At 70.7% G+C, this 25,235-nt stretch carries 21 protein-coding genes; 2 read left to right on the forward strand and 19 right to left on the reverse strand.

Features of this window, described 5'->3' with window-relative positions; translation table 11 throughout:
* Nucleotides 1-109: 109 nt before the first annotated feature.
* The 10 genes from ACYSUO_RS24845 to ACYSUO_RS24890 form a co-directional block, all read right to left on the reverse strand.
* Complete coding sequence (locus ACYSUO_RS24845; protein WP_461778454.1) at nucleotides 110-634, reverse strand: O-acetyl-ADP-ribose deacetylase; 525 nt, start codon at nucleotides 632-634, stop codon at nucleotides 110-112.
* On the reverse strand, nucleotides 631-2,049 hold the full coding sequence (locus ACYSUO_RS24850) for a phytoene desaturase family protein (protein ID WP_461778455.1): 1,419 nt from the start codon (nucleotides 2,047-2,049) through the stop codon (nucleotides 631-633). Before ACYSUO_RS24850 ends, ACYSUO_RS24845 begins: the two co-directional genes overlap by 4 nt.
* A 254-nt stretch (nucleotides 2,050-2,303) precedes the next feature.
* The gene (locus ACYSUO_RS24855) at nucleotides 2,304-3,179 is read right to left on the reverse strand and encodes an inositol monophosphatase family protein (protein WP_461778456.1); all 876 of its coding nucleotides are present in this window, start codon (nucleotides 3,177-3,179) and stop codon (nucleotides 2,304-2,306) included.
* A 100-nt stretch (nucleotides 3,180-3,279) separates the two neighbouring features.
* Nucleotides 3,280-5,109: a gamma-glutamyltransferase family protein gene (locus tag ACYSUO_RS24860; protein ID WP_461778457.1), complete on the reverse strand. Its 1,830-nt coding sequence runs from the start codon at nucleotides 5,107-5,109 to the stop codon at nucleotides 3,280-3,282.
* Between the two features lie 8 nt (nucleotides 5,110-5,117).
* Nucleotides 5,118-6,176: an ABC transporter ATP-binding protein gene (locus tag ACYSUO_RS24865; protein WP_461778458.1), complete on the reverse strand. Its 1,059-nt coding sequence runs from the start codon at nucleotides 6,174-6,176 to the stop codon at nucleotides 5,118-5,120.
* Entirely contained in the window at nucleotides 6,173-7,189 is a 1,017-nt protein-coding gene (locus ACYSUO_RS24870; protein WP_461778459.1) for an ABC transporter ATP-binding protein, read from the reverse strand. The genes ACYSUO_RS24865 and ACYSUO_RS24870 overlap by 4 nt, the downstream gene beginning before the upstream one ends.
* Nucleotides 7,186-8,007 carry an ABC transporter permease gene (locus ACYSUO_RS24875; protein ID WP_461778562.1) on the reverse strand — a complete coding sequence of 274 codons (822 nt, stop codon included), beginning with the start codon at nucleotides 8,005-8,007 and terminating at the stop codon, nucleotides 7,186-7,188. Before ACYSUO_RS24875 ends, ACYSUO_RS24870 begins: the two co-directional genes overlap by 4 nt.
* A gap of 50 nt (nucleotides 8,008-8,057) precedes the next feature.
* Nucleotides 8,058-9,011 (reverse strand): ABC transporter permease, encoded by a 954-nt coding sequence (locus ACYSUO_RS24880; RefSeq protein WP_327666065.1) that lies wholly within the window; start codon nucleotides 9,009-9,011, stop codon nucleotides 8,058-8,060.
* A 65-nt stretch (nucleotides 9,012-9,076) separates the two neighbouring features.
* The gene (locus ACYSUO_RS24885; protein ID WP_461778460.1) at nucleotides 9,077-10,654 is read right to left on the reverse strand and encodes an ABC transporter substrate-binding protein; all 1,578 of its coding nucleotides are present in this window, start codon (nucleotides 10,652-10,654) and stop codon (nucleotides 9,077-9,079) included.
* Between the two features lie 273 nt (nucleotides 10,655-10,927).
* Nucleotides 10,928-11,329 carry a cold-shock protein gene (locus tag ACYSUO_RS24890; RefSeq protein ID WP_426899301.1) on the reverse strand — a complete coding sequence of 134 codons (402 nt, stop codon included), beginning with the start codon at nucleotides 11,327-11,329 and terminating at the stop codon, nucleotides 10,928-10,930.
* A gap of 208 nt (nucleotides 11,330-11,537) precedes the next feature.
* Between ACYSUO_RS24890 and ACYSUO_RS24895 the strand changes: the two genes are divergently transcribed.
* Nucleotides 11,538-12,203 carry a hypothetical protein gene (locus ACYSUO_RS24895; protein ID WP_461778461.1) on the forward strand — a complete coding sequence of 222 codons (666 nt, stop codon included), beginning with the start codon at nucleotides 11,538-11,540 and terminating at the stop codon, nucleotides 12,201-12,203.
* 1 nt (nucleotide 12,204) lies between these two features.
* Here the strand turns inward: ACYSUO_RS24895 and ACYSUO_RS24900 are convergent, their stop codons facing one another.
* The 5 genes from ACYSUO_RS24900 to ACYSUO_RS24920 form a co-directional block, all read right to left on the reverse strand.
* The gene (locus ACYSUO_RS24900) at nucleotides 12,205-12,930 is read right to left on the reverse strand and encodes an aspartate/glutamate racemase family protein (RefSeq protein ID WP_461778462.1); all 726 of its coding nucleotides are present in this window, start codon (nucleotides 12,928-12,930) and stop codon (nucleotides 12,205-12,207) included.
* A gap of 40 nt (nucleotides 12,931-12,970) precedes the next feature.
* Nucleotides 12,971-14,461, reverse strand: a complete 1,491-nt coding sequence (locus tag ACYSUO_RS24905) for an NCS1 family nucleobase:cation symporter-1 (protein ID WP_461778463.1) — start codon at nucleotides 14,459-14,461, stop codon at nucleotides 12,971-12,973.
* Nucleotides 14,462-14,718: 257 nt separating this feature from the next.
* Nucleotides 14,719-16,230, reverse strand: a complete 1,512-nt coding sequence (locus tag ACYSUO_RS24910) for an NCS1 family nucleobase:cation symporter-1 (RefSeq protein ID WP_461778464.1) — start codon at nucleotides 16,228-16,230, stop codon at nucleotides 14,719-14,721.
* Between the two features lie 108 nt (nucleotides 16,231-16,338).
* Nucleotides 16,339-17,361: a TIGR03842 family LLM class F420-dependent oxidoreductase gene (locus ACYSUO_RS24915; RefSeq protein WP_461778465.1), complete on the reverse strand. Its 1,023-nt coding sequence runs from the start codon at nucleotides 17,359-17,361 to the stop codon at nucleotides 16,339-16,341.
* 153 nt (nucleotides 17,362-17,514) lie between these two features.
* Nucleotides 17,515-18,396 carry an oxygenase MpaB family protein gene (locus ACYSUO_RS24920; RefSeq protein ID WP_461778466.1) on the reverse strand — a complete coding sequence of 294 codons (882 nt, stop codon included), beginning with the start codon at nucleotides 18,394-18,396 and terminating at the stop codon, nucleotides 17,515-17,517.
* Between the two features lie 249 nt (nucleotides 18,397-18,645).
* Here ACYSUO_RS24920 and ACYSUO_RS24925 point away from each other — a divergent pair, with 249 nt between their 5' ends.
* Entirely contained in the window at nucleotides 18,646-19,866 is a 1,221-nt protein-coding gene (locus ACYSUO_RS24925) for an MFS transporter (RefSeq protein ID WP_461778467.1), read from the forward strand.
* A 13-nt stretch (nucleotides 19,867-19,879) separates the two neighbouring features.
* On the opposite strand, the gene hydA is transcribed toward ACYSUO_RS24925, so the two are convergent.
* The 4 genes from hydA to ACYSUO_RS24945 form a co-directional block, all read right to left on the reverse strand.
* Nucleotides 19,880-21,286 (reverse strand): dihydropyrimidinase, encoded by a 1,407-nt coding sequence (gene hydA / locus ACYSUO_RS24930; protein WP_461778468.1) that lies wholly within the window; start codon nucleotides 21,284-21,286, stop codon nucleotides 19,880-19,882.
* Between the two features lie 25 nt (nucleotides 21,287-21,311).
* On the reverse strand, nucleotides 21,312-22,154 hold the full coding sequence (locus ACYSUO_RS24935) for a nitrilase-related carbon-nitrogen hydrolase (protein WP_266715346.1): 843 nt from the start codon (nucleotides 22,152-22,154) through the stop codon (nucleotides 21,312-21,314).
* A 110-nt stretch (nucleotides 22,155-22,264) separates the two neighbouring features.
* Nucleotides 22,265-23,809 carry a PucR family transcriptional regulator gene (locus ACYSUO_RS24940; protein ID WP_461778469.1) on the reverse strand — a complete coding sequence of 515 codons (1,545 nt, stop codon included), beginning with the start codon at nucleotides 23,807-23,809 and terminating at the stop codon, nucleotides 22,265-22,267.
* A 73-nt stretch (nucleotides 23,810-23,882) separates the two neighbouring features.
* Complete coding sequence (locus ACYSUO_RS24945; RefSeq protein WP_461778470.1) at nucleotides 23,883-25,181, reverse strand: aspartate aminotransferase family protein; 1,299 nt, start codon at nucleotides 25,179-25,181, stop codon at nucleotides 23,883-23,885.
* Nucleotides 25,182-25,235 lie beyond the last annotated feature (54 nt).

Raw genomic sequence — 25,235 nt, forward strand, 5'->3', positions numbered from 1 at the left:
GCGTCGGGCATGGTGGAGGGGTTGGCTGGCGGAAATTCGACATGTACGTCAGCCGTTCCTACGCCTCGGGGCTCTGCCCCGGACCCCGCTGCTCAATCGCCGCAGGGGCTTAGATGGCCCGCTCGAACGCCTCTCGTGACCGGTCGTCGAACACCACGAACCTGATCTCCTCCACGCCCGCCGGGCAGGCGCTCCGGGCCGTCTCCACCGCGATCCGTGCGCCGTCCTCCAGTGGCCAGCCGTAGATTCCGGTCGAGATCGCCGGGAAGGCGACCACGCGTGCGTGGAGCTCGTCCGCCACGCGGAGCGACTCGCGGTAGCAGGACGCGAGGAGGTCGGAGCGGTCCTCCGTCGTCGACCAGCGGGGGCCCACCGTGTGGATGACGTAGCGGGCCGGGAGGCGGCCCGCCGTCGTCGCGACCGCCTGGCCCGTCGGCAGACCCTTGCCGTACCGCGAGGCCCGCAGCGCTCGGCATTCGGCGAGGATCTCGGGGCCGCCGCGACGGTGGATCGCGCCGTCCACTCCCCCGCCGCCGAGCAGCGAGGAGTTGGCCGCGTTGACGATCGCGTCCACTTCCTGCTCGGTGATGTCACCCTGGATCAGCACGAGTTGAGGGTCGTTACGAGGGGTCATGACGCGCGCAGCCTCCTCCACACCGCCTTCGCGGCATTGTGCCCCGACATCCCGTGGACTCCCGGCCCCGGCGGGGAGGCCGACGAGCAGATGTACACGGCGGGGTGCGGGGTGGTGTACGGGGACAGGGAGAGCTTCGGGCGGAGCAGGAGCTGGAGGCCGCTGGCCGCGCCGGAGGCGATGTCGCCGCCCACGTAGTTGGCGTTGCGGACCGCGAGCTGCGGTGGGCCCGCCGTGGCGCGCGCGAGGACCAGGTCCCTGAACCCCGGCGCGAAGCGCTCCAGTTGGCGCTCGATGGCGTCCGTGAGGTCGCCGTCCCAGCCGTTCGGCACGTGCCCGTAAGCCCAGAAGGTGTGCTTGCCCTCGGGTGCGCGCGTGGGGTCGGCGACGGTCGGCTGCACCGTGATCAGGAACGGCGCCTCGGGGCCGCGGCCCTCGCGCGACGCCGCGTTCAGCGCCCTGCCGATGTCCGAGCGGTAGGGGCCGACCTGCACCGTGCCTGCGGTCCTGGCCTCCTTCGCGGTCCACGGCACCGGGCCGTCGAGGGCGTAGTCGACCTTGAAGACGCTCGCCCCGTACCGGAACCGGTCGTAATAGCGGCCGAGCCCGGCGATCCGGGCGACGGCCGTCGGCGACGTGTCGAAGATGTAGGCGCGGGCCGGCGGCAGGTCGTCGAGCCGCTTCACCTCGTAGTCGGTGTGGACGGCGCCGCCGAGGTCCTTCAGGTACCCGGCGAGCGCGTCGGAGATCGCCTGGGAGCCGCCGCGCGCGACGGGCCACCCGCGCGCGTGGGCGGCCAGCGCGAAGACCAGGCCGATCGCGGAGGTCGCGAAGCCGCCGAGCGGCGCGATGACGTGGGCCACGAGGCCCGAGAGCAGGGCGGGGGCCTTCTCGTCGCGGAAGCGGCGCATCAGCCAGGTCGACGGCGGCAGGCCGACGAGTCCGAACCGGGCGAGGGTGACCGGGTCGCGGGGCAGCGCGCTGAGCGGAAGCGACATGAAGTCCCGGACCAGGGTGTCCCAGTGCGGGAGCAGGGGTTCGATCAGGCGCCGGTACGCGCCCGCGTCGCGCGGGCCGAACGACGCGGCGGTCTCGGCGACGGACCGGGACAGTATGGCCGCGGTGCCGTCGGGGAACGGGTGCGCCATCGGCAGTTCGTGCTGGACCCAGTCGAGGCCGTACCGGTCGAGCGGGAGGTCCCTGAACGCCGGAGAGTTGATGCCCAGAGGGTGCGCGGCCGAACACGGGTCGTGGCGGAAGCCGGGAAGCGTCAGCTCCTCGGTTCGCGCACCGCCGCCCACCGTGCCCTCGGCCTCGAACACGGCAACGGAGAAGCCGCGCCTGGCCAGTTCAACGGCTGCGGTCAGCCCGTTCGGCCCCGCACCCACCACGACGGCATCGAGCATCGACGGCACCTTCGGACTCCTTTGTCAGCCGATGGCCACTGCCCGCCCAGGATATGCCGGACCACCGACAGCCCCGTTCCGCGGGTCACCGATCAAGCCCCGCCGGCGATTGAGGCCGATCAAGCCCCGCCGGCGTTTGAGGCGCGGGGCCCGGGGCAGAGCCCCGATCTTTCCAGCCCCGCCGGCGTTTGAGGCGCGGGGTCCGGGGCAGAGCCCCGAGTCCGCAACCACGGCGCCGGTCAAGAGACTCAAGAGGCCCCGGCTCAGCCCGCGAGCAGACCCGCCACCCGCCCCGCGGTCTCCGTGTCCCGCGCCGCCGCAAACGGCAACGCGTTCCCGCCGCGGATCGAGAACGGGATCCCGTCCCGCGTGAGGTGTGCTCCGCCGGCCTCCTCGACCAGCAGGATCCCCGCCGCGTGGTCCCAGGCCAGCTCCCAGCCGAACGCGATCGCGTCGACCGTGCCCCGGGCGATACCCAGGTACTCCAGGCCCGCGGAACCGCACGGGCGCGGCGCCACGCCGTCCGTGCGCAGGCCGAGGAGGGAGCGCTTCTGCTCGTCGGTCGTGAAGTCCGGGTGCGAGGTCGCGACCCGCAGGTCGGTGCCGGGCGCCGGGGGTCCGGCGTGCAGCACCTCTCCGTTGAGCCGCGCGCCCCGGCCGCGGACCGCCACGGCCATTTCGTCGAGCGCGGGCGCGTACGTCCAGGAGGCGAGCACCACGCCGTCGAGCGCGAGCGCGACGAGGGTGCAGAAGCCGGGGTCGCCGTGCACGAACTGGCGGGTGCCGTCGACCGGGTCGACGATCCAGACCGGGGCCGTGCCCTGGAGCGCCTCGTAGGAGCCCGGGTCCGCGGCGACCGCTTCCTCGCCGACGACGACGGAGCCGGGCAGCAGGGCGGCGAGCTCGCGGGTGAGGTACTCCTCGGCGCGCTTGTCGGCGACCGTCACGAGGTCGTGCGGCGCGCTCTTCTCCTCGATCTCGTCGGCGGCGAGCTGCCGGAAGCGCGGGGTGATCTCGGCGGCAGCGGCGGCGCGGACGATGTCCTCGACGCCAGTCACGAGCTTGTGGTTGATGTACGTGTTCAGAAAGTCTTCCGTGGTCGGAAAGTCTTCGATGCTTTCCGTCTTCGTTTCGATCATGCCTCCATGAGAACACAGCCCACTGACAACACCCTCACGGCAGATGAACGGCGGGCGACATCCCGAGGACATCCGGGTGCCGCCCACCGTCCGTGACGGGTCAGCGACCGACCGCGTATCCCTGCATGCCGCGCGGGTTCGCCGCCGCTGACAGGACGCCGGTGCGCGGGTCGCGGGCGACGGCGCACAGGCGGCCCTCGGACCAGGCGTCGCCCACGGTCACGTCGTGGCCGCGGCTGCGCAGCTCGGCGATGATCTCCTCGCCGATCCGCGACTCGACGGTGACCGAGCCCGGCCGCATGCCGCGCGGGAAGAAGGAGCCGGGGAACGAGTCGTTGTGCCAGTTCGGGGCGTCGATGGCGCCCTGCAGGTCGAGCCCGCCGCGCACCGTCCCACGCAGCGCCACCGCCAGGAAGAAGTGCACCTGCCACTGGTCCTGCTGGTCGCCGCCCGGCGTGCCGAAGGCCATGACCGGGACGCCGTCCTTCAGGGCGAGGGACGGGGTGAGCGTGGTGCGGGGGCGCTTGCCGGGCGTGAGCGAGTTCGGCAGGCCCTCGTCCAGCCAGGCCATCTGGAGCCGGGTGCCGAGCGGGAAGCCCAGCTCGGGGACGACCGGGTTGGCCTGGAGCCAGCCGCCGGAGGGCGTGGCGGCGACCATGTTGCCCCAGCGGTCGACGATGTCGATGTGGCAGGTGTCACCGCGGGTGGCGCCGTTCGCGGACACCTCCTCGTCCGAGGTGGACTTCTGCACGGTGGGCTCGCCCGCCCCCGCGACGCCCATGGCGTCGAAGCCCTCCTCGCCCGCGGCGACCGCGTGGGCGTGCGCGCTCAGGCGCGGCTCGGCGCCCAGCGGGCTGCCCGGGCGCAGCTCGTGGGAGGCCTTCTCCGGGTCGATCAGGGCGCGGCGCTCGGCGTTGTACTCGTCGGAGAGCAGCGCGTCCACGGGGACGTCGGCGGCGTCGCCGTACCAGGCCTCGCGGTCCGCCATCGCGAGCTTGCAGCCCTCGACGAGCAGGTGGACGTAGTCGGCGGACCCGTAGGCGGGCAGCTCGGGCGGGAGCAGGGCGAGCTGCTGGAGGAAGGCGGGGCCCTGGCTCCAGCCGCCGGCCTTGCAGAGCGTCCAGCCGTTCCACTCGTACGTCGCCGGGGCCTCGTAGGACGCCGACCAGCCGGCGAGGTCCTCGGCGGTCAGCGTGCCGACGTGCCGCTCGCCGCTGGTGTCCTTGGTGGGCCGCTGCGACTGGCGGACCAGCGCCTCGGCGATGAAGCCCTCGCGCCACACCTTGCGGGCGGCCTCGATCTGGGCGACGCGGTCGTCGCCGGCGGCCTCCTCCGACTCGGCTATGACGCGCTTCCAGGTGGCGGCGAGCTTCGGGTTGCGCAGCAGCTCACCGGGCCTCGGGGCCTTGCCGTCGACGAGGTAGACCTCGGCGGACGAGGGCCACTCGGTCTCGAAGAGCTCGCGCACGGTCTCGACGGTCTCGCCGACGCGCTCCACGGGCGCGTGCCCGTCCTCGGCGTACCCGATGGCGTACTTGAGGACGTCGGCAAGGGTCTTGGTGCCGTGGTCCTTCAGGAGGAGCATCCAGGCGTCGAACGCGCCGGGGACCGCGGCCGCGAGGGGGCCTGTGCCGGGGACGAGGTCCAGGCCCAGGGACTTGTAGTGCGCGACGGTGGCGCCCGCCGGGGCCCCGCCCTGCCCGCACAGCACCCGCACCTCTCCCCCGGTCGGCGCCAGGATGATCGGCACCTCGCCCGCGGGCCCGTTCAGGTGCGGCTCCACGACGTGCAGCACGAAGCCCGCGGCGACGGCGGCGTCGTAGGCGTTGCCACCGTCCTCGAGGACCGCCATCGCGGACTGGGAGGCGAGGTAGTGCGTGGAGGACACCATTCCGAAGGTGCCTTGCAGGGTTGGGCGGGTGGTGAACAAGGAGGCTCCTAGCGGGTGGCGGTGCGGGTGCTGGGGATCGTACGAGACGCTGTCGACAGTTCGTCCGGCGGTGCGGCCGCGTCCGGGGCCGTGCCGTCGTCGGCGACGAGGTGGCAGGAGACTTCCCGGCCGCCCTCCAGCGTGCGCAGCGCCGGGATTTCGGTGCGGCAGCGGTCGACGGCGAGCGGGCAGCGGGTGTGGAAGCGGCAGCCGGCGGGCGGGGCCAGGGGGCTGGGCAACTCGCCGCTGAGGACGATGCGTTCGCGGCTGCGCTGCGTCGTCGGGTCCGGGACGGGCGCGGCGGAGAGCAGCGCCTGCGTGTAGGGGTGCTTCGGGTCCGCGAACAGCTCGCGCGTGGGCGCCTGTTCGACGATCTGGCCCAGGTACATGACGGCGATCCGGTCGGCGAGGTACTCGACGGCCGCGAGGTCGTGCGTGATGAACAGGCAGCCGAAGCCGCGGTCGCGCTGCAGGTCGGCGAGGAGGTTGAGGACCGAGGCCTGCACGGACACGTCGAGCGCGGAGGTCGGCTCGTCGGCGATCAGCAGATCCGGCTCGACGGACAGCGCGCGGGCGATGGAGATGCGCTGGCGCTGCCCGCCGGAGAGTTCGTGCGGGTGCCGGTCGGCGTGCTCGGGGCGCAGCCCCACCTGGTCGAGGAGTTCGGCCACACGCGCGCGTGCCGCCTCGCCCTTCGCGATGCCGTGCAGCTTGAGCGGCTCGGCGACGATCTGGCCGACGGTCATCCGCGGGTCGAGCGAGGACGAGGGGTCCTGGAAGACCAGGTGGAAGTCCTTGCGCAGCGGCCGCAGGGCGCGCCGGGACATGGTGGTCACGTCGGTGCCGTTGATGCGCACGGTGCCGCCGGTGGGATCGTCGAGGCGGACGGCGCAGCGCCCGACGGTCGACTTGCCGCTGCCGGACTCGCCGACGAGGCCGACGACCTCGCCGCGTCCGACGGTCAGGGTGACGCCGTCGGCGGCGCGCACGGTGCCGGTGGATCCCGCGAAGTGCCGTTCCAGATCGATGAGTTCAAGCACGGGTCCGGTGCTCTGCTCGGGGCTCATGAAGCGGTCTCCTGGAGGGTGTGCGGGTGCCAGCAGGCGGCGCGGTGCGGGGCGTCGGCCCCGGCGTCCGCGGCGACGGCCTTGAGGCCGGGACGGCTCGACGTACAGGTGTCGTCGGCGCGGGCGCAGCGCGGCGCGAACGTGCAGGCTTCGGGCTGGGAGTCGAGGCTCGGCACGAGACCGGGGATCTCGGGGAGCCGCCGCTTGCCCTCGCCGCCGGGCCGCAGCACGGCGGAGAGCAGCCCGCGCGTGTACGGGTGCTTGGGATCGGCGAACAGCTCGTGCACCGGCGCCTGTTCGACGGGGCGGCCCGCGTACATGACGAGCACCCGGTCGGCGGTGTCGGCCACCACGCCGAGGTCGTGCGTGATGAGGACGATGGCCGTGCCGAGCCGCTCGCGCAGCGACTGCAGCACCTCCAGGATGCCCGCCTGCACGGTCACGTCGAGCGCGGTCGTCGGCTCGTCGGCGATGAGCACCGCCGGGTCGCAGGCCACCGCGATGGCGATCATGACGCGCTGGCGCATGCCGCCGGACAGCTGGTGCGGGTACTCGTCGACGCGCTCGGCCGGCGCGGGGATGCCCACGAGGTCGAGGAGTTCGACGGCACGCGCGCGTGCCTGCTTCTTGTTCAGCCCCTGGTGTCGGCGGAGCACTTCGCCGATCTGCCGCCCGATGGTGAGCACCGGGTTCAGGGACGTCATCGGCTCCTGGAAGATCATCGCGATCTCGTTGCCGCGGATCTTCCCGTACGCCCTGTCGTCCGCGCCCGCGAGCTCCTTCTCCCCGATCCGGACGGAGCCGGTGATGTGCGCGGTGGGCGGCAGGAGCCCCATGACGGCCATGGAGGTGACGGACTTGCCGCAGCCCGACTCCCCCACCACGGCGAGCACTTCACCGGCGCGCAGGTCGAAGGAGACCTGGTCGACGGCGTGCACGGTGCGGGTGTCGGAGCGGAAGGACACCGACAGGTCCCGGACGCTGAGGACTGGTTCGGAGGTCTCAGAGATCATCGGGTCGCTCCACGGGGGTCGAGGACGTCGCGCAGGCCGTCGCCGAGCAGGTTGAACGCCAGCGTCGCGGCGACGACCGCGAGGCCGGGGAACACCGCCATCCAGGGCGCCTGCGCGAGGAAGGACTGGGCGGAGGACAGCATCACGCCGAGGGACGGCTCGGGCGGCTGCACGCCGAGGCCGAGGAAGCTGAGCAGGGCCTCGCCGATGATGGCGGTGGGGATGCCCACGGTGGCCTGCACGATCAGCGCCGAGGTGGCGTTGGGCAGGATGTGCCGGAACAGGATGGTGCCGTCTCCGCCTCCGTTGGCGACGGCCGCGGCCACGTAGTCCACGTGCTTGAGGCGGAGCGTCTCGGCGCGGGAGATCCGGATGACGGCCGGGATCTGCGAGATGCCGATCGCGATGGTCGCGTTGGTGAGCGAGGGGCCGAGGACGGCGGCGAGGCCGACGGCCAGGACCAGGAAGGGGAAGGCGAGCATCGTGTCGGTGACGCGGGACACGACGCTGTCGGCGACCTTGCCGTAGTACCCGGCGAGCAGCCCGAGCGGGACGCCGACGACGAAGGCGAGCACGACCGCGAGCACGCCGACCTGCATCGAGGCGCGGGCCCCGAACACGACGCGGGACAGCTGGTCGCGCCCGAGGTCGTCGGTGCCCAGCCAGTGCGCCCAGCTCGGCGCGGCGAGCACGTCCTCGAAGTTGGCGCGCGAGGGGTCGTAGGGCGCGACGAGCGGTGCGAACAGCGCGGCGAGCACGAAGATCGCGGCGATGACGGCGCCGGTCATGGCGAGCTTGTTCTTGCGCAGGGCGCGCAGCTTGCCGCTCTTGGCGGCGCGGGCCCGTATTCCCGTCAGGGCGAGGGTGGTCACCGGGCACCTCCGAGCCGGATGCGCGGGTCGATGACCGAGTACGCCACGTCGACCAGCAGGTTGATGAAGATGTACGCGAACGAGGTGCACAGCACCACGCCTTGCAGCGTCGCGTAGTCACGGGTGAAGACGGCGTCGATGGTGAGCTTGCCGAAGCCGGGGAGCACGAAGATCTGCTCGGTGACGACCGCGCCGGAGATCAGGTGGCCGAGCTGCAGGCCGAGCACGGTGACGACGGTGACGAGCGAGTTGCGCAGCGCGTGCCCGCCGACGACCTCGCGGCGCGAGAGGCCCTTGGCGCGGGCGGTGCGCACGTAGTCCGCGGAGAGCGAGTCGAGCATCGCGGCGCGGGTCTGCCGCATGACGACGGCGGCGAGCCCGGAGCCGAGGACGATCGCGGGCAGCACCATGCGGCGCAGGTTGTCGATCGGGTCGGTGCCGAACGGGACGAAGCCGGAGGCCGCGAAGACCGGCACGGCGATCGCGAAGGCGAGGACCAGGACGATGCCGAGCCAGAACGTCGGCACCGAAAGGCCGAGCAGCGCAAGGGCGTTGGCGATCCACTCGGCCGTCTTGCCGCGCCGCACGGCGGCGACGACACCGGCGCCGACACCCAGGACGATCGCCAACAGCAGGGAGAGCGCTGCGAGTTCGAGGGTGACGGGCAGCGCCTGCGCGATGGCGTCGGAGACCGGGAGCCCGGTGCGGGAGGAGTTGCCCAGGTCGCCCTGGAGCGCGTGCCCGATGAACCGGCCGTACTGGACCACGATGTTGTCGTCGAGCCCGTACGCGGAGCGGATCGCGGCCAGCGCCTTCGGGCTGCGCTCCTCACCGGCGAGCGCGAGAGCCGGGTCGCCGGGCAGCGCGCGGATGCCGGCGAACACGACGATCGACACGAGGAACATCGTGATGACGGACTGCCGGATGCGGGTGAGGACGTACTTGGCCATCGGATGCCCGGCGAGCAGCCCGGACTTCTTCAACGTGGCTTTCTTCACGGCCACTTGAGCGGTCGTCACTTGACGTACCCCGCATCCTTGACTCGGACGAGGCCGTCGCCGTAGACGTGCAGGCCCGCGACGTCCTTCCCGGTGACGACGTAGTTCTTCTGGCGGTAGAGGTAGATCAGGGTGTGCTCGGCGTTCACTTTGCGGATCAGCTCGGCGTAGATCTTGTCGCGCTCGGCGGGGTCGGACTCGGTGCGTCCGCGCTTGATCAGCTCGTCGATCTCGGGGTTGCCGAGACCGTAGGCGTTCATCGCGCCCTTGGTCTGGAGGAAGCTAGCGATGTTGCCGTCCGGGTCGAGGCGTCCGGACCAGCCGCTCTGGAAGGCCTGGTACTGCCCGTTGTCGGTCTCCTCGAGCATGGTGGCGTACTCGGTGGGGCGCAGCGTGAGGGCGAACCCGGCGTCCTTGACCATCGCCTGGATGACCTGGCCGATGCGGCTCCACTCGGGCGTCGTGGGGATCTTCAGCTCCACGTGCACGGCGCCCTTGACGCCCGCCGCCTTCAGCAGCCGCTTCGCCTTGGGGACATCGCGCTTCGGGCACTGCGAGGCCTTGACGCCGGGCGCGATCGCGGACGCCGGGGACATCGGGCCGCAGGCGGGCTCGTACATGCCCTGGAACGCGACCTTGTTGATGAGGTCGCGGTCGATGGCCAGCTCGAAGGCCTCGCGGACGCGGACGTCCTTCGCCATCGCGGTGTCGACCTTGCCGGGCGCCTGGCCGAGGCCCTTGACGTTGCCGACGTTGATGCCGATGCCCTGGTAGCCGAGCGAGGGCGAGTTGAAGAGCCGCAGTTTGTTGTCGGTGAGCGCGCTCTTCACGTCGACGGGGACCATCTGGTCGCCGATCTGGACGTCGCCGGAGCGCAGGTTGGCGAGGCGGACGCTGCCGTCGGGGATCGGCTTGTAGATCACCTTGTCCAGGTGGACGTCCTTGGCGTCGTAGTAGTTCGGGTCCTTGGCGACCACGATGCGGTCACCGCCGACGCGCTCGACGAACCGGTAAGGGCCCACGCAGGAAGGGTGGTTGGTGAAGTTCTTGCCGTACTTCTTGAGCGCGGTCGGCGACATCACCATGCCGGAGCGGTCGGCGAGCACCGCGGTCAGCGGCACGTACGGCTGCTTCAGGGTGAGCTTCACGCTGTACGGGCCCGTGGCCTTCGCCGACTTGAGCGGGGTGAGCTCGGTGGCGCGGGCGGAACCGGCGAGGTCGCGGTGGCGCAGCAGGGAGGTGACGACGGCGTCCGCGTCGAGCTTCGTGCCGTCGCTGAACCTGGCGTCCTTGCGTACGTCGAAGGTGACGGTGCGGCCGTCCTTGGAGACCTCGGGCTCGTGGGTCGCGAGCTGCGGCACGACCTTGCCCTGCTCGTTGACGTCGTAGAGCTTCTCGCACATGCCCGCGAAGACGGTGCGGCCCACGAGGGTCTGGGCGAGGGTCGGGTCGAGCTTGTCGGGGTCGGCGTTGAGGGCCACGGTCAGCGTTCCGCCGTCACGGACCGGGCGGTTGTCGGTCATCCGCTCCCCGCCCACCTCCGTGGCCGAGGACTGCAGGGACCCGCAGGCCGACAACGTCGACATCGCAGACATCGCCAGGACAATTGCCGTCAGGGCAACCGCTTTTCGGCGCACGAGGGCTTACCTCCGCCAAGAGATGAGGGGTGGGCGATCGGTGAGCGATCAAGGAATACGGAAGAACGTATTTCGCATACAGTCCGCACACAAGAGGGTTGTCCGGGATCCGGACAACCCTTGGTGAAGATTGGATAACCCCAAGCGGCAAATGGGGCGCTCGCCTACAGATCGATCAGGGCGCGAAGCCCTCCCCCTCCGCCCGGCACGGGCGCGAGGTTCAGGTACTGATCAGCTGTCCACCCAGCCGTGCTTGCGGCCGCTCTGCACCAACTCCCGGCGGATCGCCAGGATCTGCTCACCGGTCAGCGAGGGCGCCGAGCGCAGCAGCAGCTCCGTGACCTCGTTCGTGAACTCGTCGACGCGCAGCACATCGCAGAGCACGTCGTCGCCGTCGGCCGCGTGCCGGCCGGGCGCGGGGGCCGAGGCCCCCTCGGCGAGCTGCACCGACGAGGCCTTGGGCCCGCGGTCGCCCTCCTCGATGTCGAAGGAGACCTTGAGCCCCGTGCGGATGTACGACTCGGGGATCAGGAGATCGTTCACATGCAGGAAGACGTCCTCGCCGCCGTCGTCCGGCGCGATGAACCCATAACCGCGCGCTCCGTCGAAGCGCACCACACGACCAGCAGCCACGCCGACCCCCAACCACCTCGGCGGGCCCAGTGCCCGCGGCCTCCAACAACGTTTGCGGATCCTACCGGTCCGCCCCGGTGTTCCCGCGGACGTGCCGCGGCGACGCCCCAGCGTGATGTCGCAGTGACGGAAGTGGCGGTATCCGCGCACAGCAACTCATGTGAGACTGACCGTCCGCCGTCCACCCTTGACGTAAGGGACGTACGCCGTGCGTTCTCTCCCGCTCCCGGTCACCCTGGCCGCCCGCCTGCTGCCCGTCGCCGTGCTCGCCTGCGCGGGCTGGGCCTATTCCGGCCCCATGGCGGAGCAGTCCGCGAGCAAGGACGAATCCGAGTCGGCGCCGCAGTCGTCCTCGGCGCCCGACGAGCCCGGTGAGTCCGTGGCCTCGAAGACTTATCAGCAACCCCCGGCTCCCTGCGAGGCGCTGCCCACCTCGACGGTCAAGTCCCTGGTGCCGGACGCCAAGACGGCGGGCAAGGAGCTGTCGGCCACCGACGAGTCGGTCCGCCGCGGCTGCTCGTGGAGCGCTCTGAAGGGGTACAACTACCGCTGGCTCGACGTCTCCTTCGAGGTGAAGGACTCCGACGACCTGGCGAAGAAGGCGTTCGCGGCCGGGGACGGCGAGAAGCGGACCAGCCCGCTCAAGGGCCTCGGGGACGAGGCGCGTGTGACGAGCTCGCTCACGACGAAGGACAAGCAGGACACCCGCGAGTCCGTCGTGACGGTCCGCACGGGGAACATGCTGCTGACCGTCACCTACAACGGCAGCGACTTCGAGTCGAAGGGCGCGCCGTCGAACGACACCGTGATCAGAGGCGCCCGCAAGGCCGCCGGGGACGCGGCGGCCTCACTCGACTCCGGCAAGGACTCCTGACTCAGCCCTGGCTCGGCGGCCAGTTCTTGAACCGCTTCGGGCGCGGCGGCGCATACGTACGCACCTTCGACGTGGTCAGCCCCATCCGGACGAGTGACTCGGCCACCGTCACCGCCGCTGCGACACCGTCGACGACGGGCACGCCCGTACGCGCCTTGACCTCGTCCGCGAGGCCCGCCATGCCGCCGCAGCCCAGGCAGATCACCTCGGCCCGGTCGTCCTCCACAGCCCGCGCGGACTGCTCGACGATGGCCTTGACGGCGGCGTCCGGATCGCGTTCGAGGTCGAGCACGGCGAGGCCACTGGCGCGTACGGAGGCGAGGCGGTCGGTGAGCCCGGCCAGCTTGAGGCGGTCCTCGATGAGCGGCACGGCCCGGTCGAGCGTGGTGACCACGGAGTACTTGTGGCCGAGGTACTGGGCGGTGCTCGCGGCGGCCTCCGTGATGTCGACGACCGGGACGTCGAGGAGCTCCTGGAGCCCCTCGCGGCCGTGCTCGCCGTAGCCCGCCTGCACGACGGCGTCGAAGGGCTCCGGGTAGGCGCGGACCGTCTCCATGACGGCGATCGCGGCCAGGTAGCTCTCGTAGTTGCCCTCGCAGGAGTCGGGGCCGAACGCCGGGGTGAGCGGCACGATCTCGGTGCCCGGCGAGGCCACGGCCCTGGCCTGCGCACCGATGCTCTCGGTCATGTCCTCGGTGGTGTTGACGTTGCAGACGAGAATGCGCATGGCGGGCTACAGCTTTCTTCTTGTTTTTCGGTGGAACGGGTCAGGCGGCGGGAACGGCGATCTCCTCGCCGTCCACGTCGTTCGCGGTGCGGCTGCGGTCCGCGACGACGACGTAGAGCAGCGCGGCGAGTCCTGCGCCGATGAACCAGGAGAACCCGGAGAGCGACTTGAACGCGGGTACGAGGGCGATGACGACCGCGACGGCGGCGGACGGGGCGAACGCGCCGACGGCCCGCAGGTGGAACCCGGAACGGTAGTGGTAGTCGCCGTCGGCGGCATCGGTGTAGAGGTCGGGGACGTTGACCCGCGTCTTGCGCACCAGCCAGTAGTCGGCCATGACGACACCGAAGGCGGGGCCGAGCAGGGCGCCGAGTCCGCCGAGGAAGTAGTTCACGACGGTCGGGCTGTTGTAGAGGTTCCAGGGCAGGATGACGAGCCCGATGACGGCGCTGACGATGCCCGCCTTGCGGAAGTTCAGCTTGCGCGGGAACAGGTTGACCAGCGTGTAGACGGGCGCGACGAAGTTCGCGAGCAGGTTCACCGCGATGGTCAGGACGATGAAGGCGAGCGAGGCGAGCACCATCAGCGGGGTGCTCGGGATGGTCGCGACGATGTCCTCGGGGCCGGAGATGACCGCACCGTTGATCTTGAACTGGCCGCCGGAGAGCACGACGACGATGCCGGCGAAGAAGAGCATGTTGAGCGGGATGCCGACCAGGTTGCCCGCGACGATGGCGCGGCGGCTCTTCGCGGAGCGGGTGAAGTCGCAGAAGTTCAGGACGAACGTGCCGTAGATGACGACCCACAGCGCGGCGGACTCCAGGATCTGCCGCCAGGCGTCGAGCCCGGTGGGCGCGGAGCCGGTGGAGACCGCGATGGACATGTCCGCCTTGACGAAGATCCAGGCGGCGAGCGCGCACATCGTGATGAGGATGGTGGGCGCGGCGAACGCCATGTACTTGCGGATGAGTTCCATGCCGTAGCTGACGATCACGACCTGGATCACCCACAGGGTCAGGAAGGTGATCCAGCCGAGGGTGGACAGGCCCAGGATCGAGTTGTGATCGAGCGAGGCGGCGCCGGGCGCCAGCTTCTTGATCACGGCGCCGAGCACGACGGCTGCGAGATACGTCTGGATGCCGAACCAGGCGATGGCGACGGCCCCGCGCACGGCGGCGGGGATCTGCGCGCCGCGGATGCCGAAGGCGATCCGGCTCATCACGGGGAACGGCACGCCCGTCTTCTGCCCCATGTAGCCGGAGAGCGTGAGCAGTCCGAAGAGCAGCAAGGAGGCGACGGCGAAGGCGATCAGGATCTGCCAGACGCTGAGCCCGAGCGCGAACAGGCCTACGGCGAAAGCGTAGTTGCCCAGGCTGTGCACGTCGTTGCCCCACAGCGTGAAGACGTTGTACGCGCCCCAGCGGCGCCCCTCCTTCTTCGTGGGGGCCAGATCGGGACTGTAGAGACCGGGACTGGTGCGGGCGGGCCCGTCGACACCGGCGGTGGGGGTCTGTTCGTGCACGGCAGTCATGACGCGCTCCTGGATGTCCACATTTTCCGCGATGAGGAACTTCGTTTCCTCTTGGCGGGAAGACGCTACGGGCCAGTTTTGCGGTAATCAAGAGGTGTACGCGAAGAAAACACCGATTCCTCACGGGTGAACTGACCGCCCAATTCGGGCATTTGGCGAGCCGCGCATGCGTCGGACCCGCACTTCCAGTTTGGTATACCAAACCTGATCAAGTGCGGGTCCGTCAATGAGCCAGGTCACAGAATCCGGATCGGGACTTAGTCCCGCCGCTGCCCCGCCATCAACACCGTGTACAGCACGAGCGATGCCGCGAGGCCCACGGCCCAGCCGTAGTCGGCCAGCGGCTTGAGGAAGGGGATCAGGCCGTCCACGGGGAACGGCCCCGCCTTCTCGCCCTTGGCGTTCACCGTCGAGTACGAGCCGCCGACGGCCAGCAACCCGCCGACCACGAAGGCGAACACGGCGCGCCAGTTCCAGCCGCCGCGATACCAGTAACGCCCGTCCCGTACATACAGATCCGCGAGGTGCAGCACCGTCCGCCGCACGATCCAGTAGTCGGCGATCAGGATGCCCGCGACCGTGCCGAGCAGCCCGCCGACCAGGCCGAGCCACGTGAAGATGTACAACTCGGGTGTGGACGTGAGCTTCCACGGCATGACGAGGACGCCCAGCACGCCCGTGATGATCGCGCCGGTGCGGAAGCTGATGAGCTTCGGGGCCAGATTCGCCAGGTCGTACGCGGGTGAGACCACGTTGGCCGCGACGTTCACCGAGATCGTCGCCACGAACACCGTGATCAGCGCGAAGAGCAGCCCGAACACGTTGTCCGTCTTGCCCGCCAGCGCCACCGGGTCCCAGATGGGCACCCCGTAGACCTTCTCCGAACCCGCCGTCACCAGGACCGACATGAGCGCGAACAGGGTCATGGTCGTCGGCAGGCCCATCGTCTGCCCCCAGATCTGCGCCCGCTGCCCCTTGCCGAAGCGCGTGAAGTCCGGGATGTTCAGCGACAGCGTGGACCAGAAGCCGATCATGCCCATCAGGCCGGGGAAGAAGACCTTCCAGAAGTCCGGGCCCCAGCCGACCTTCGACGGCTCGTGCAGCAACGGACCGAAGCCGCCCGCCTTGTTGGCGATCCACACCAGCAGCACCACCGCGCCGACGAGCACGAACGGCGCCGCCCAGTTCTCGAAGCGGCGCAGCGTCTCCATCCCCCGGTAGATGATGGCGAGTTCGAGGACCCAGAAGACGAAGAAGCAGAGCCAGAGGGTCCACGGATAGCCGCCGACCTCGGCCGCCCCCGTCCACCCTCCGAAGATCTTCCCGAGCAGTACGAAGATCCCCTGGCCGCCGATCCACGTCTGGATGCCGAACCAGCAACAGGCCACCGCGGCCCGCACCATAGCGGGCAGATTGGCTCCGCGCACACCGAAGCCGGCCCGCGCCAGGACCGGGAAGGGGATCCCGTACTTGGGCCCTGCGTGTCCGGTCAGCAGCATGGGGAGCAGGACGATGACGTTCGCCAGGGCGATGGTGAGGACCGCCTGCTTCCAGTCCATGCCCAGGGCGACGAGCCCGGACGCGAGCGTCCACGACGGGATGCAGTGCGCCATCCCGATCCACAGGGCCACGAAGTTGTACGTGGTCCAGCGGCGGTCGGCGAGCGGGACGGGGCGCAGGTCCTCATTGGCGTAGGGGCTGTCGGCCGGGTAGGCGTCGGCGGCCAGCTCCACCGCGGGCAGGGGCGCTCTCGGGGCGGTGTCGGTCATGGGCAGTCCGTTCTGCTCAGGGAGACGGGAACAGCGGCCGTGCGGGTACGGATGCCGTCAACTGCCTTGCCTGGTACGGGTGTTGCGCATGTTCACTCGCGGGCCGTGTTACCCGTTCAGCGCGGGGATCACGTCCCTGCCGTACGCCTCGATGACCTCCTCCTTCGCGTCGTGCATGGCGTACACGGCGAACTGGTCGACGCCCAACTCCCTTAGGGCTTGCAGTCGTTCGACGTGTGCGGCTGGCGGGCCGAGCAGGCAGAAGCGGTCCACGATCTCGTCGGGCACGAACGCCGTGTCCGGGTTCCCGGAGCGGCCGTGGTGCGCGTAGTCGTACCCCTCGCGCGTCTTGATGTACTCCGTCAGCGCGTCCGGCACCATGCCGGAGTGCGCGCCGTACCTGGCCACCAGGTCGGCCACATGGTTGCCGACCATGCCGCCGAACCAGCGGCACTGCTCGCGCGCGTGGTCGAGCGCGGCCGGCGTGTCGATCTCGGTGACGTACGCGGGCGCGGCGACGCAGATCTTGACCGCCGCGGGGTCGCGGCCGGCCGCCTTCGCCGCGTCCCGCACCGCCTTGATCATCCACTCGGTGAGGAACGGGTCGGCGAGCTGGAGGATGAACCCGTCGGCCTCCTCGCCGGCCATCTTGAGCGCCTTGGGCCCGTACGCCGCCATCCAGACGGGGAGTTCGGCGCCCTCGCGCACCCAGGGGAACCGGACGACCGAGCCGCCGCCGAGGTCCGCCTCGTCACCCCGGCCGAGCGCCCGGATGACCTTCATCGCGTCGCTGATCCGCGCGAGGGTGTTCGGCTTGCGCCCGGCGACGCGCATCGCGGAGTCGCCGCGTCCGATGCCGCACACCGTGCGGTTGCCGTACATGTCGTTGAGCGTCGCGAACGTCGAGGCGGTGACCTCCCACGTGCGCGTGCCCGGGTTGGTGACCATCGGGCCGACGGTCAGCCGCTCGGTCTCCGCGAGGATCCGGCTGTAGATGACGAACGGCTCCTGCCACAGCACGGCCGAGTCGAACGTCCACCCGTACGTGAAGCCGGAGCCCTCCGCGCGTTTCATCAGGTCCACGACCGCGGAAGCGGGCGGGTCGGTCTGCAGGACGAGTCCGAAGTCCATGGGGAGCCCCTCGTGTTCGAGTGCCGAGTTCCGGGTGCCGAGCCGCCATTGAAAGCCACAATCCTGGACTTCCCACGGAGGCTTGGCAAGAGGCCCACCGGATGAGTTCTACGCGCGTCCAGCATCTGTCCCCGCATCCGTCACCCGCATCCGTCACCCGTGCGAGTGTCGGGCCTCCCCCGCGGGCTTGCGGCCGGGGAACGTGCCGAGGTCGGCGATCCGGTACCCGTTCGGATAGCCGCGCACCGTGCTGCTGTCCCGGCCGTGCTGCGGTGTGCCGCGCGCCGGAAGGAGACGGACGAACCGGCCGCGCATCCTGAGCCCGCCGCGCACCACCCGCTCGACAGTCGGGTTCGGGTCCTTGTAGCCGAACGCGGCGCGCAGCGGAGGGTCCATCAGACAGACGGAGGCCCGACGCGCGGCAGTGCCGAGCGGACCCGGGTACCAGGACGCCATCAGGTCGAGGGTCGCCTCGGAGACCGCGTGCCCGCCCGGGTCGTAGGCGAAGTGCCGGCGCTCGTAGTCGTCCATGAGGCGCTCGAACTCCTCGTACGTCTCCGGGATGTCCTTGATGTTCATCCGCCGGCCGAGGTCCCGGTAGTAGTTGGTCGCAGCGCGCACCTCGTGCGGCGAGTACGGCCGCCACGCGTAGGCGTCCATCCAGCGTTTGGGGACGACGACGAAGGTCGAAAGGACGTAGCGGTAGTCGTCGTTGGAGATGTCGTAGGCGCCGTGCATCCGGTTCATCCGGCGGACGGCCTCGCGTCCCTCCCCCGACTCCGGGCCGTGCTCGCCGACGGCGTCGAGGATGAGCACGGTGTCGTCGTACCGCTTCTGCGTGCGCTCGGTGAACTCGCCGGTCCTGCCGAGGAGTTGGCCGATGCTCGGCACCGCGTACGTCCGGTAGAGGGCGAACCCCAGGGCCTGCATGGTGTCCCAAGGGAACTCGTACGACGAGCTGATGCCGTAGATCTCGTGGTAGTCGGTGTCGGGATCGAGCCGGCGGATCTGTCGAATCCAGTGGTCGCGCCGCACGCTGGTCCTCCCTGGGCCGTGGCACACAACGGGGCCGGGTCCCCGCCGTGCCCGCGACCCCACCCTTGTACGACCGCCTCCAAGGATCAAGACCGACGGCGCCCGGACACGGGGCGCGGGGTGACCGAGGTCACGGGGACACACTGGTCGATCACGGAATGCGCGGGTCCGTCCTGCTGCTGCACGAGTTGTCGGCCGATCCCTGTCCCAGGGACCGGCCTCCCCGTTCTTCGAAAGGCTTCCTGCACCATGCCGCTGGCCCTCCTGGCCCTGGCTGTTGTCGCGTTCGGCATCGGCACCACCGAGTTCGCCACGATGGGGCTGCTGCCCCAGATCGCCGAGGGCATCGACGTGTCGGTGCCGCACGCCGGCAATCTCGTCTCCGCGTACGCGCTCGGTGTCGTCGTCGGCGCCCCCGTCCTGACCGGCATCGGCGCGCGCATCCCCCACAAGCGGCTGCTGCTGCTCCTGTCCGGCCTGTTCGTGATCGGCAACGTCGCGTCCGCGCTCGCCCCGAACTTCGGGCTGCTCTTCGCCGCGCGCTTCCTCGCGGGTCTTCCGCACGGTGCGCTGTTCGGTGTGGGCGCGGTCGTCGCGTCCCGGCTCGTCACGCCCGACCGGGCCGCCCGCGCCGTCTCGAAGATGTTCCTCGGGCTCACCGTCGCGAACATCGTCGGCGTCCCGGCGAGCACGGCCCTCGGCCAGCACCTGGGGTGGCGCTCCGCCTACTGGGCGGTCGCCGTCATCGGCGGCGCCGCCCTCGCGGCGCTCGCCCTCTTCGTCCCGCACCAGCCGCGCGGCGGGCAGAGCGGGATCCGGCACGAGCTGCGGGCGATGGGCAACCGGCAGGTGCTGATCGGCCTGGCCACGGCCGTGGTCGGATTCGGCGGCTTCTTCGCCGTCTACAGCTACCTGGTGCCCATGCTGACGAACGTCACGGGCATCTCCGACTCCTCGACGACGCTGGTCCTCGCGCTCTACGGCGTCGGCATGACGCTGGGCACCCTGATCGCGGGCCCGCTCACGGACCGCGCCCTGCGGCCCACCCTGTACGCGGGGCTCGCTCTGCTCGCCGCGGCGCTCGTGGCCTTCTACTTCGCGGTCCACAGCACGGTGCCCGCGCTCATCGTCATCACCCTCGTCGGAGCGCTGGGCTCCCTCATCACGACGCCCGTGCAGATGCTCCTCATGGCCAAGGCGGAGGCGGCCCCGACGATGGCGGCCGCCTCCAACCACTCCGCCTTCAACCTCGCCAACGCGGGCGGCGCCTGGCTCGGCGGCCTGTCCATCTCGGCGGGCTGGGGCTGGACCTCTCCCACCCTCGTGGGCGCGGCCCTCGCCCTCGCCGGCCTCGCCCTGGCCTTCGCGGGCGGCTTCATGGACCGCGGCACCCGTCGGTCCGACGTGGTCGCTTCGTCCGGGACCGATTCCTCGGCGCAGACCGACCAGGTCACACTGACGAAGCCCTGACCGCGGAGTCCTGTCAGCCCAGGTACTGACACGTCCCCCGCGGCATGTACACACCGTGCCCGGCCCGGCCCGTGAACTCCCGCTCCGTCACGACGAGTTCACCCCGGGACAGCACCGTCTCGACCAGCCCCGTGAGGCGCTTGCCCTCGTACGCCGAGTAGTCGACGTTCATGTGGTGGGTCTCGGCGGAGATGGTCTGCTCGGCGGTCGGGTCGTAGATGACGATGTCCGCGTCCGCGCCCGGCGCGATCGTGCCCTTCTTCGGGTACAGGCCGAACATCCGCGCCGGGCTGGCGCACGCGATATCGATCCAGCGGCGGCGCGTGATGTGTCCGTCGACGACGGCCTGGTGGAGCAGGTCCATGCGGTTCTCGACGCCGGGCATGCCGTTCGGGATCTTCGAGAAGTCGCCGCGGCCCAGCTCCTTCTGCCCGTTGAAACAGAAGGGGCAGTGGTCGGTGGAGACGACCTGGAGGTCGTTCGTGCGCAGGCCCCGCCAGAGCGCCGCCTGGTGCTCCTTCGGGCGAAGGGGCGTGCTGCACACGTACTTGGCGCCCTCGAAGTCCGGCTCCGCCAGGTTGTCCGTCGACAGGAACAGGTACTGCGGGCAGGTCTCGCCGAAGACCGGGAGGCCCTCGTCGCGGGCCCGCGCCAGCTCCGCGAGCGCCTCCTGCGCCGACACGTGCACCACGTACAGCGGCGCGCCCGCCACCTGCGCCAGCTTGATCGCGCGATGCGTCGCCTCCGATTCCAGGAGGGACCTGCGGACCTCGCCGTGGAAGCGCGGATCGGTCTCGCCGCGGGCAAGCGCCTGCTCGACCAGGACGTCGATCGCGATGCCGTTCTCCGCGTGCATCATGATCAGGCCGCCGTTCTCACCGGCCCGCTGCATCGCCCGCAGGATCTGCCCGTCGTCCGAGTAGAAGACGCCCGGGTACGCCATGAACTGCTTGAAGGAGGTCACCCCCTCCCCCACCAGCAGATCCATCTCCTTCAGCGTGTCGTCGTGCACATCGGAGACGATCATGTGGAAGCCGTAGTCGATGGCGCACTGGCCGTCCGCCTTGGCGTACCAGGCGTCGAGGCCCTCACGCAGCGACCCGCCCTTCGACTGGATCGCGAAGTCGACGATCGTGGTCGTGCCGCCCCAGGCGGCGGCCCGCGTGCCGGTCTCGAAGGTGTCGGCGGCGTAGGTGCCGCCGAACGGCATCTCCATGTGGGTGTGGCCGTCGACGCCGCCCGGGATGACGTACTTCTGTGAGGCGTCGATCGTGCGCGCGTCCGTCCAGGACGCGGCGGTATCGCTGCCGGTGGCCGCGAGGGCCGCGACGCGGCCGTCCTCGATGAGGACGTCGGCGTGCATCTCGTCGGCGGCGGTGACGACGAGACCGCCGCGGATGACCGTACGGACGGCGCTCATGTGCTCCTCCTGAGGGCTGCTGCGGTTACGGGCGGGTCAGGGGCTCGTACGCCTGCGGGTTGCGGTCGCGGTAGAACTGCCAGCGGTCGCGGACCTCGCGCAGCTTCGCCATGTCGAGCTCGCGGACGACGAGTTCGGGCGCCTTGTCGTCGGCGACCTCGCCCACGAACCGGCCCTCGGGGTCGACGAAGTACGACGTGCCGTAGAAGTCGTTGTCGCCGTACTCCTCGACGCCGACCCGGTTGATCGCGCCGACGAAGTACTCGTTGGCGACGGCGGCCGCCGGCTGCTCCAGCTGCCAGAGGTAGCGGGACAGGCCGCGCGAGGTGGCCGAGGGGTTGAAGACGATCTGGGCGCCCTCCAGGCCGAGCGCGCGCCAGCCCTCCGGGAAGTGCCGGTCGTAGCAGATGTACACGCCGATCTTGCCGACCGCCGTGTCGAAGACCGGCCAGCCGCTGTTGCCCGGGCGGAAGTAGAACTTCTCCCAAAAGCCCTTGACCTGCGGAATGTGCGTCTTGCGGTACTTGCCGAGATAGCTGCCGTCGGCGTCGATCACGGCGGCCGTGTTGTAGAGGACGCCCGGCTGCTCCTCCTCGTAGACGGGGAGGACGAGGACGATGCCGTGTTCGCGGGCCAGGGCCTGGAAGCGCTGGACGACGGGTCCGTCCGGCACCGACTCCGCGTACTCGTAGAACTTCGCGTCCTGCACCTGGCAGAAGTACGGGCCGTAGAACAGCTCCTGGAAGCACAGGACTTGGGCGCCCTGGGCGGCGGCGTCACGGACCGCCTGCTCGTGCACCTTGATCATGGACTCTTTGTCGCCGGTCCATGCGGTCTGGAAGATGGCGGCGCGGATCACGGGGCTCATCGGACCTCCCTGAGAGGGGGTTGCACTGTGTGGTGTCGACGATAGGGAGCGGGGCGCGGCACCGCCGAGTCGCAGCGTGTCACGCGCGGGGCCGCGGGCGTTGCACGGTGTCACGGACCCGACTGCGCGTCGTGCGCGAGCAGGGCCAGATGGACGGACGCGGCCTGCTCGAAGTCGTCGAGGTCGACGCCGAGCAGCGCCTCTATGGACTCCAGGCGGCGGTAGAGGGCGGGTCGGCTCATGTGGGTGAGCTGGGCGGTGCGGGACTTGTTGCGGCCGGTGGTGAGGTAGCCGCGCAGGACCGGGAGGAGCTCCGCGGCGTCCTCGGAGGCCAGGATGGCGTCCAACTCCCTTTCCGAGAAGGCCTGTACGCGGGGATCGTCCCGCAACTGCCGTACGAGTCCGCGCAGTCGTACGTCGCCGATGCGGACCACCGGCGGGAGGCCGGGCGGCGCGCCGGTGACGGCGTCGGCCACGTGCAGGGCCTCACGCAGCGCCTCCGGCACGTCCTCCCAGGCGGTACTGGCGGGGCCCGCCGCGACGAGGGCCCGCGCGTCGCCGGTCTCCGCGCGCAGGCGCTCGGCGAAGTGCGCGGCGAGGGCCTCCGGCGCCTGGTCGCGGGCGAGGCTGAGGAGGACGGCCGTGGAGTGCTCGGCGAGTTCCGCCACGAGGCCGTTGAGCCCCAACAGCCGCAGGAGCCGGTCGAGTTGGGACGGCGAGATGTCACGTACGACGAGGGGAAGGAAGGTGCGGCGGTTCACCGGGAGGCCCGCCGCGCGGGCGCGAGGGAGCAGGCCGCGGGCCGGCGCGCCGCCCGCGAGCAGATCGGCGAGCAGACAGCGCGCCGACTGCTCCTCCCAGCTCGGCCCGGAGCCCGACAGCAGGTGGTGCAGCACCAGGGCCTCCGCCGCACGGTCCGCGAGCAGCCGCCCGGACGCGCCGTCGCCGCGGTGCCCGCACAGCACGACGGAGCCCCAGCGTTCGCCGCGGCCGCCGAGGTCCGCGCGGATCCAGCCCTCCCCGTCGACCCCGCCGGGCTGCCGGGCGATGCGGTCCCAGTCGCGCAACACGTCGTCGACGGCGGGGTGTTCGCCGGCCGTGGCGAGGACGCGGTGGGCGAGGTTGGTGAGGACGACCGGGCAGCCACTGTGCGCGGCGATCTCGTCGAGCAGCCCTTGCAGCGGGGCGCCCGCCGTGATGAGGCCGGTGAGCGCGGTACGAATCCCCTCCGAGAGGCTGACGGCGGCGAACTTCCTTCGTACGAGCCGGGACTGCACCTCCTCCGTCAACTCGGCGAAGGGGAACGGTCGGTGCAGCACCACCATGGGCAGCCCGTGCCGTTCGGCGGCGCGCCGCATGCCCTCCGGGGAGGACGGGAAGGCGCGGCCGAGGCCCAGGACGAGGGCGGCGGCCTCCGCGCGGTGCAGGGAGTCGATGTACTCGGCCTGCAGCCGCTCGTCGTCCGCGAGCAGGACGCCCGTGGTGAGGATCATCTCGCCGCCGCTCAGCATCACGCCCACGTCCGCGGCCTCGGCCACGTGCACCCAGCGGACGGGGCGGTCGAGGTGGCCGGCCCCTGCGACCACCTCCGGGTGACCGGCGGCGATGCGGTCCAGGGCGAGTATTTGGCGGACGGAGAGGGTGTGCGCGGACATGTGCTGAGGGTCTCCCTCGTGTTGCACGGTTACCCGGCGAACGGTCGCGGGGCTCCGCCCCGGACCCCGCGCCTCAATCGCCGGCGGGGCTGGATTTGAGCGCCCGCTCCAAAATCCCCGCCCCCTCCTCCGCCTCCGCCACCGTCAACGTCATCGGCGGAGCGATCCGCAGCACGCTCGAATCGTGCCCGCCACCCTTGCCGATCAAAAGCCCCTGCGCCCGGCAGGACTCGATGACCCGCGCCGCGTCGGGGCCGGGGCCGGGGCTCTCCAGCTCGATGCCGATCATCAGGCCACGCCCCCGCACCTCCCGCACGCCGGGCGCGCTCGCGGCGATCGCGCGCAGCCGCTCGATGAGGAGTCCGCCGACCCGCCGGGCATTGCCCTGGAGGTCGTGTTCCAGGAGGTACGAGAGGTTGGCGAGGCCCGCCGCCATGGTGATCGGGGAGCCGCCGAACGTCGAAATGGAGTTGGCGTCAAGGCAGTTCATGACCTCGCCGCGGGCGACGACGCCGCCGATCGACATGCCGTTGCCGATGCCCTTGGCGAAGGTCAGGATGTCCGGCGGCCCCGACTGCGCGTGTGCCTGCCAGCCCCAGAAGTGCTCGCCGGTGCGGCCCCAGCCGGTCTGTACCTCGTCCGAGATCCACAGGATGCCGTGCTCGCGCAGGACGTCGCGGAAGGCGGCGTACAGGCCGTCGGGCGGGGAGGTGAAGCCGCCGACGCCCTGGATGGGTTCGGCGATGAGCGCCGCCACGTTGCCCCGGGTCTGGCCGAGCATGTCCCGCAGGTCCGCGACGCAGGCGTCGATGAACTCGGCGTCGGACAGGTGGGCGTAGGGGCCGCGACCGCGCACGCCCCCGTGCACGTACAGCGTCTGGAGCGGGGACAGGCTGGTCGGCGACCAGCCCTTGTTGCCGGTGATGCCGACCGTGGAGAAGGAGCGGCCGTGGTAGCTGTTGCGCATCGCCAGGATCTGGTTCGAGCGGCGGTACGCGGTGGCGAGCAGCAGCGCCGCGTCGTTGGCCTCGGTGCCGGACGTGGTGAAGAAGACGCGGGCGTCCGGGATTCCGGACAACTGGGCGACGCGCTCGGCGAGTTCGACCATCGGCCGGTTCAGATAGAGCGTCGACGAGTGGATGATGCGGCCGGCCTGTTCGCTCACCGCCTTGGTGACCTCGGGCAGGGCGTGCGCCGTCATCGTAGTGAGGATGCCGCCGAAGAAGTCCAGGTACTTGTTGCCCTCGGCGTCCCAGACGTGCCGGCCCTCGCCGTGCGTCAGCTCGATCGGCTCGTCGTAGTACAGGGCCAGCCAGTCCGGCAGGACTTCGCGGTGGCGGTCGTGCAGAGAGGCTCGGGAGGGGGTGGTCATCGGCAGCACTCCTTCTTCCTTACGTCTCTACTTCTCTGCGCAGGTACGTCTGCG

This window comes from Streptomyces sp. UC4497, assembly GCF_054871485.1.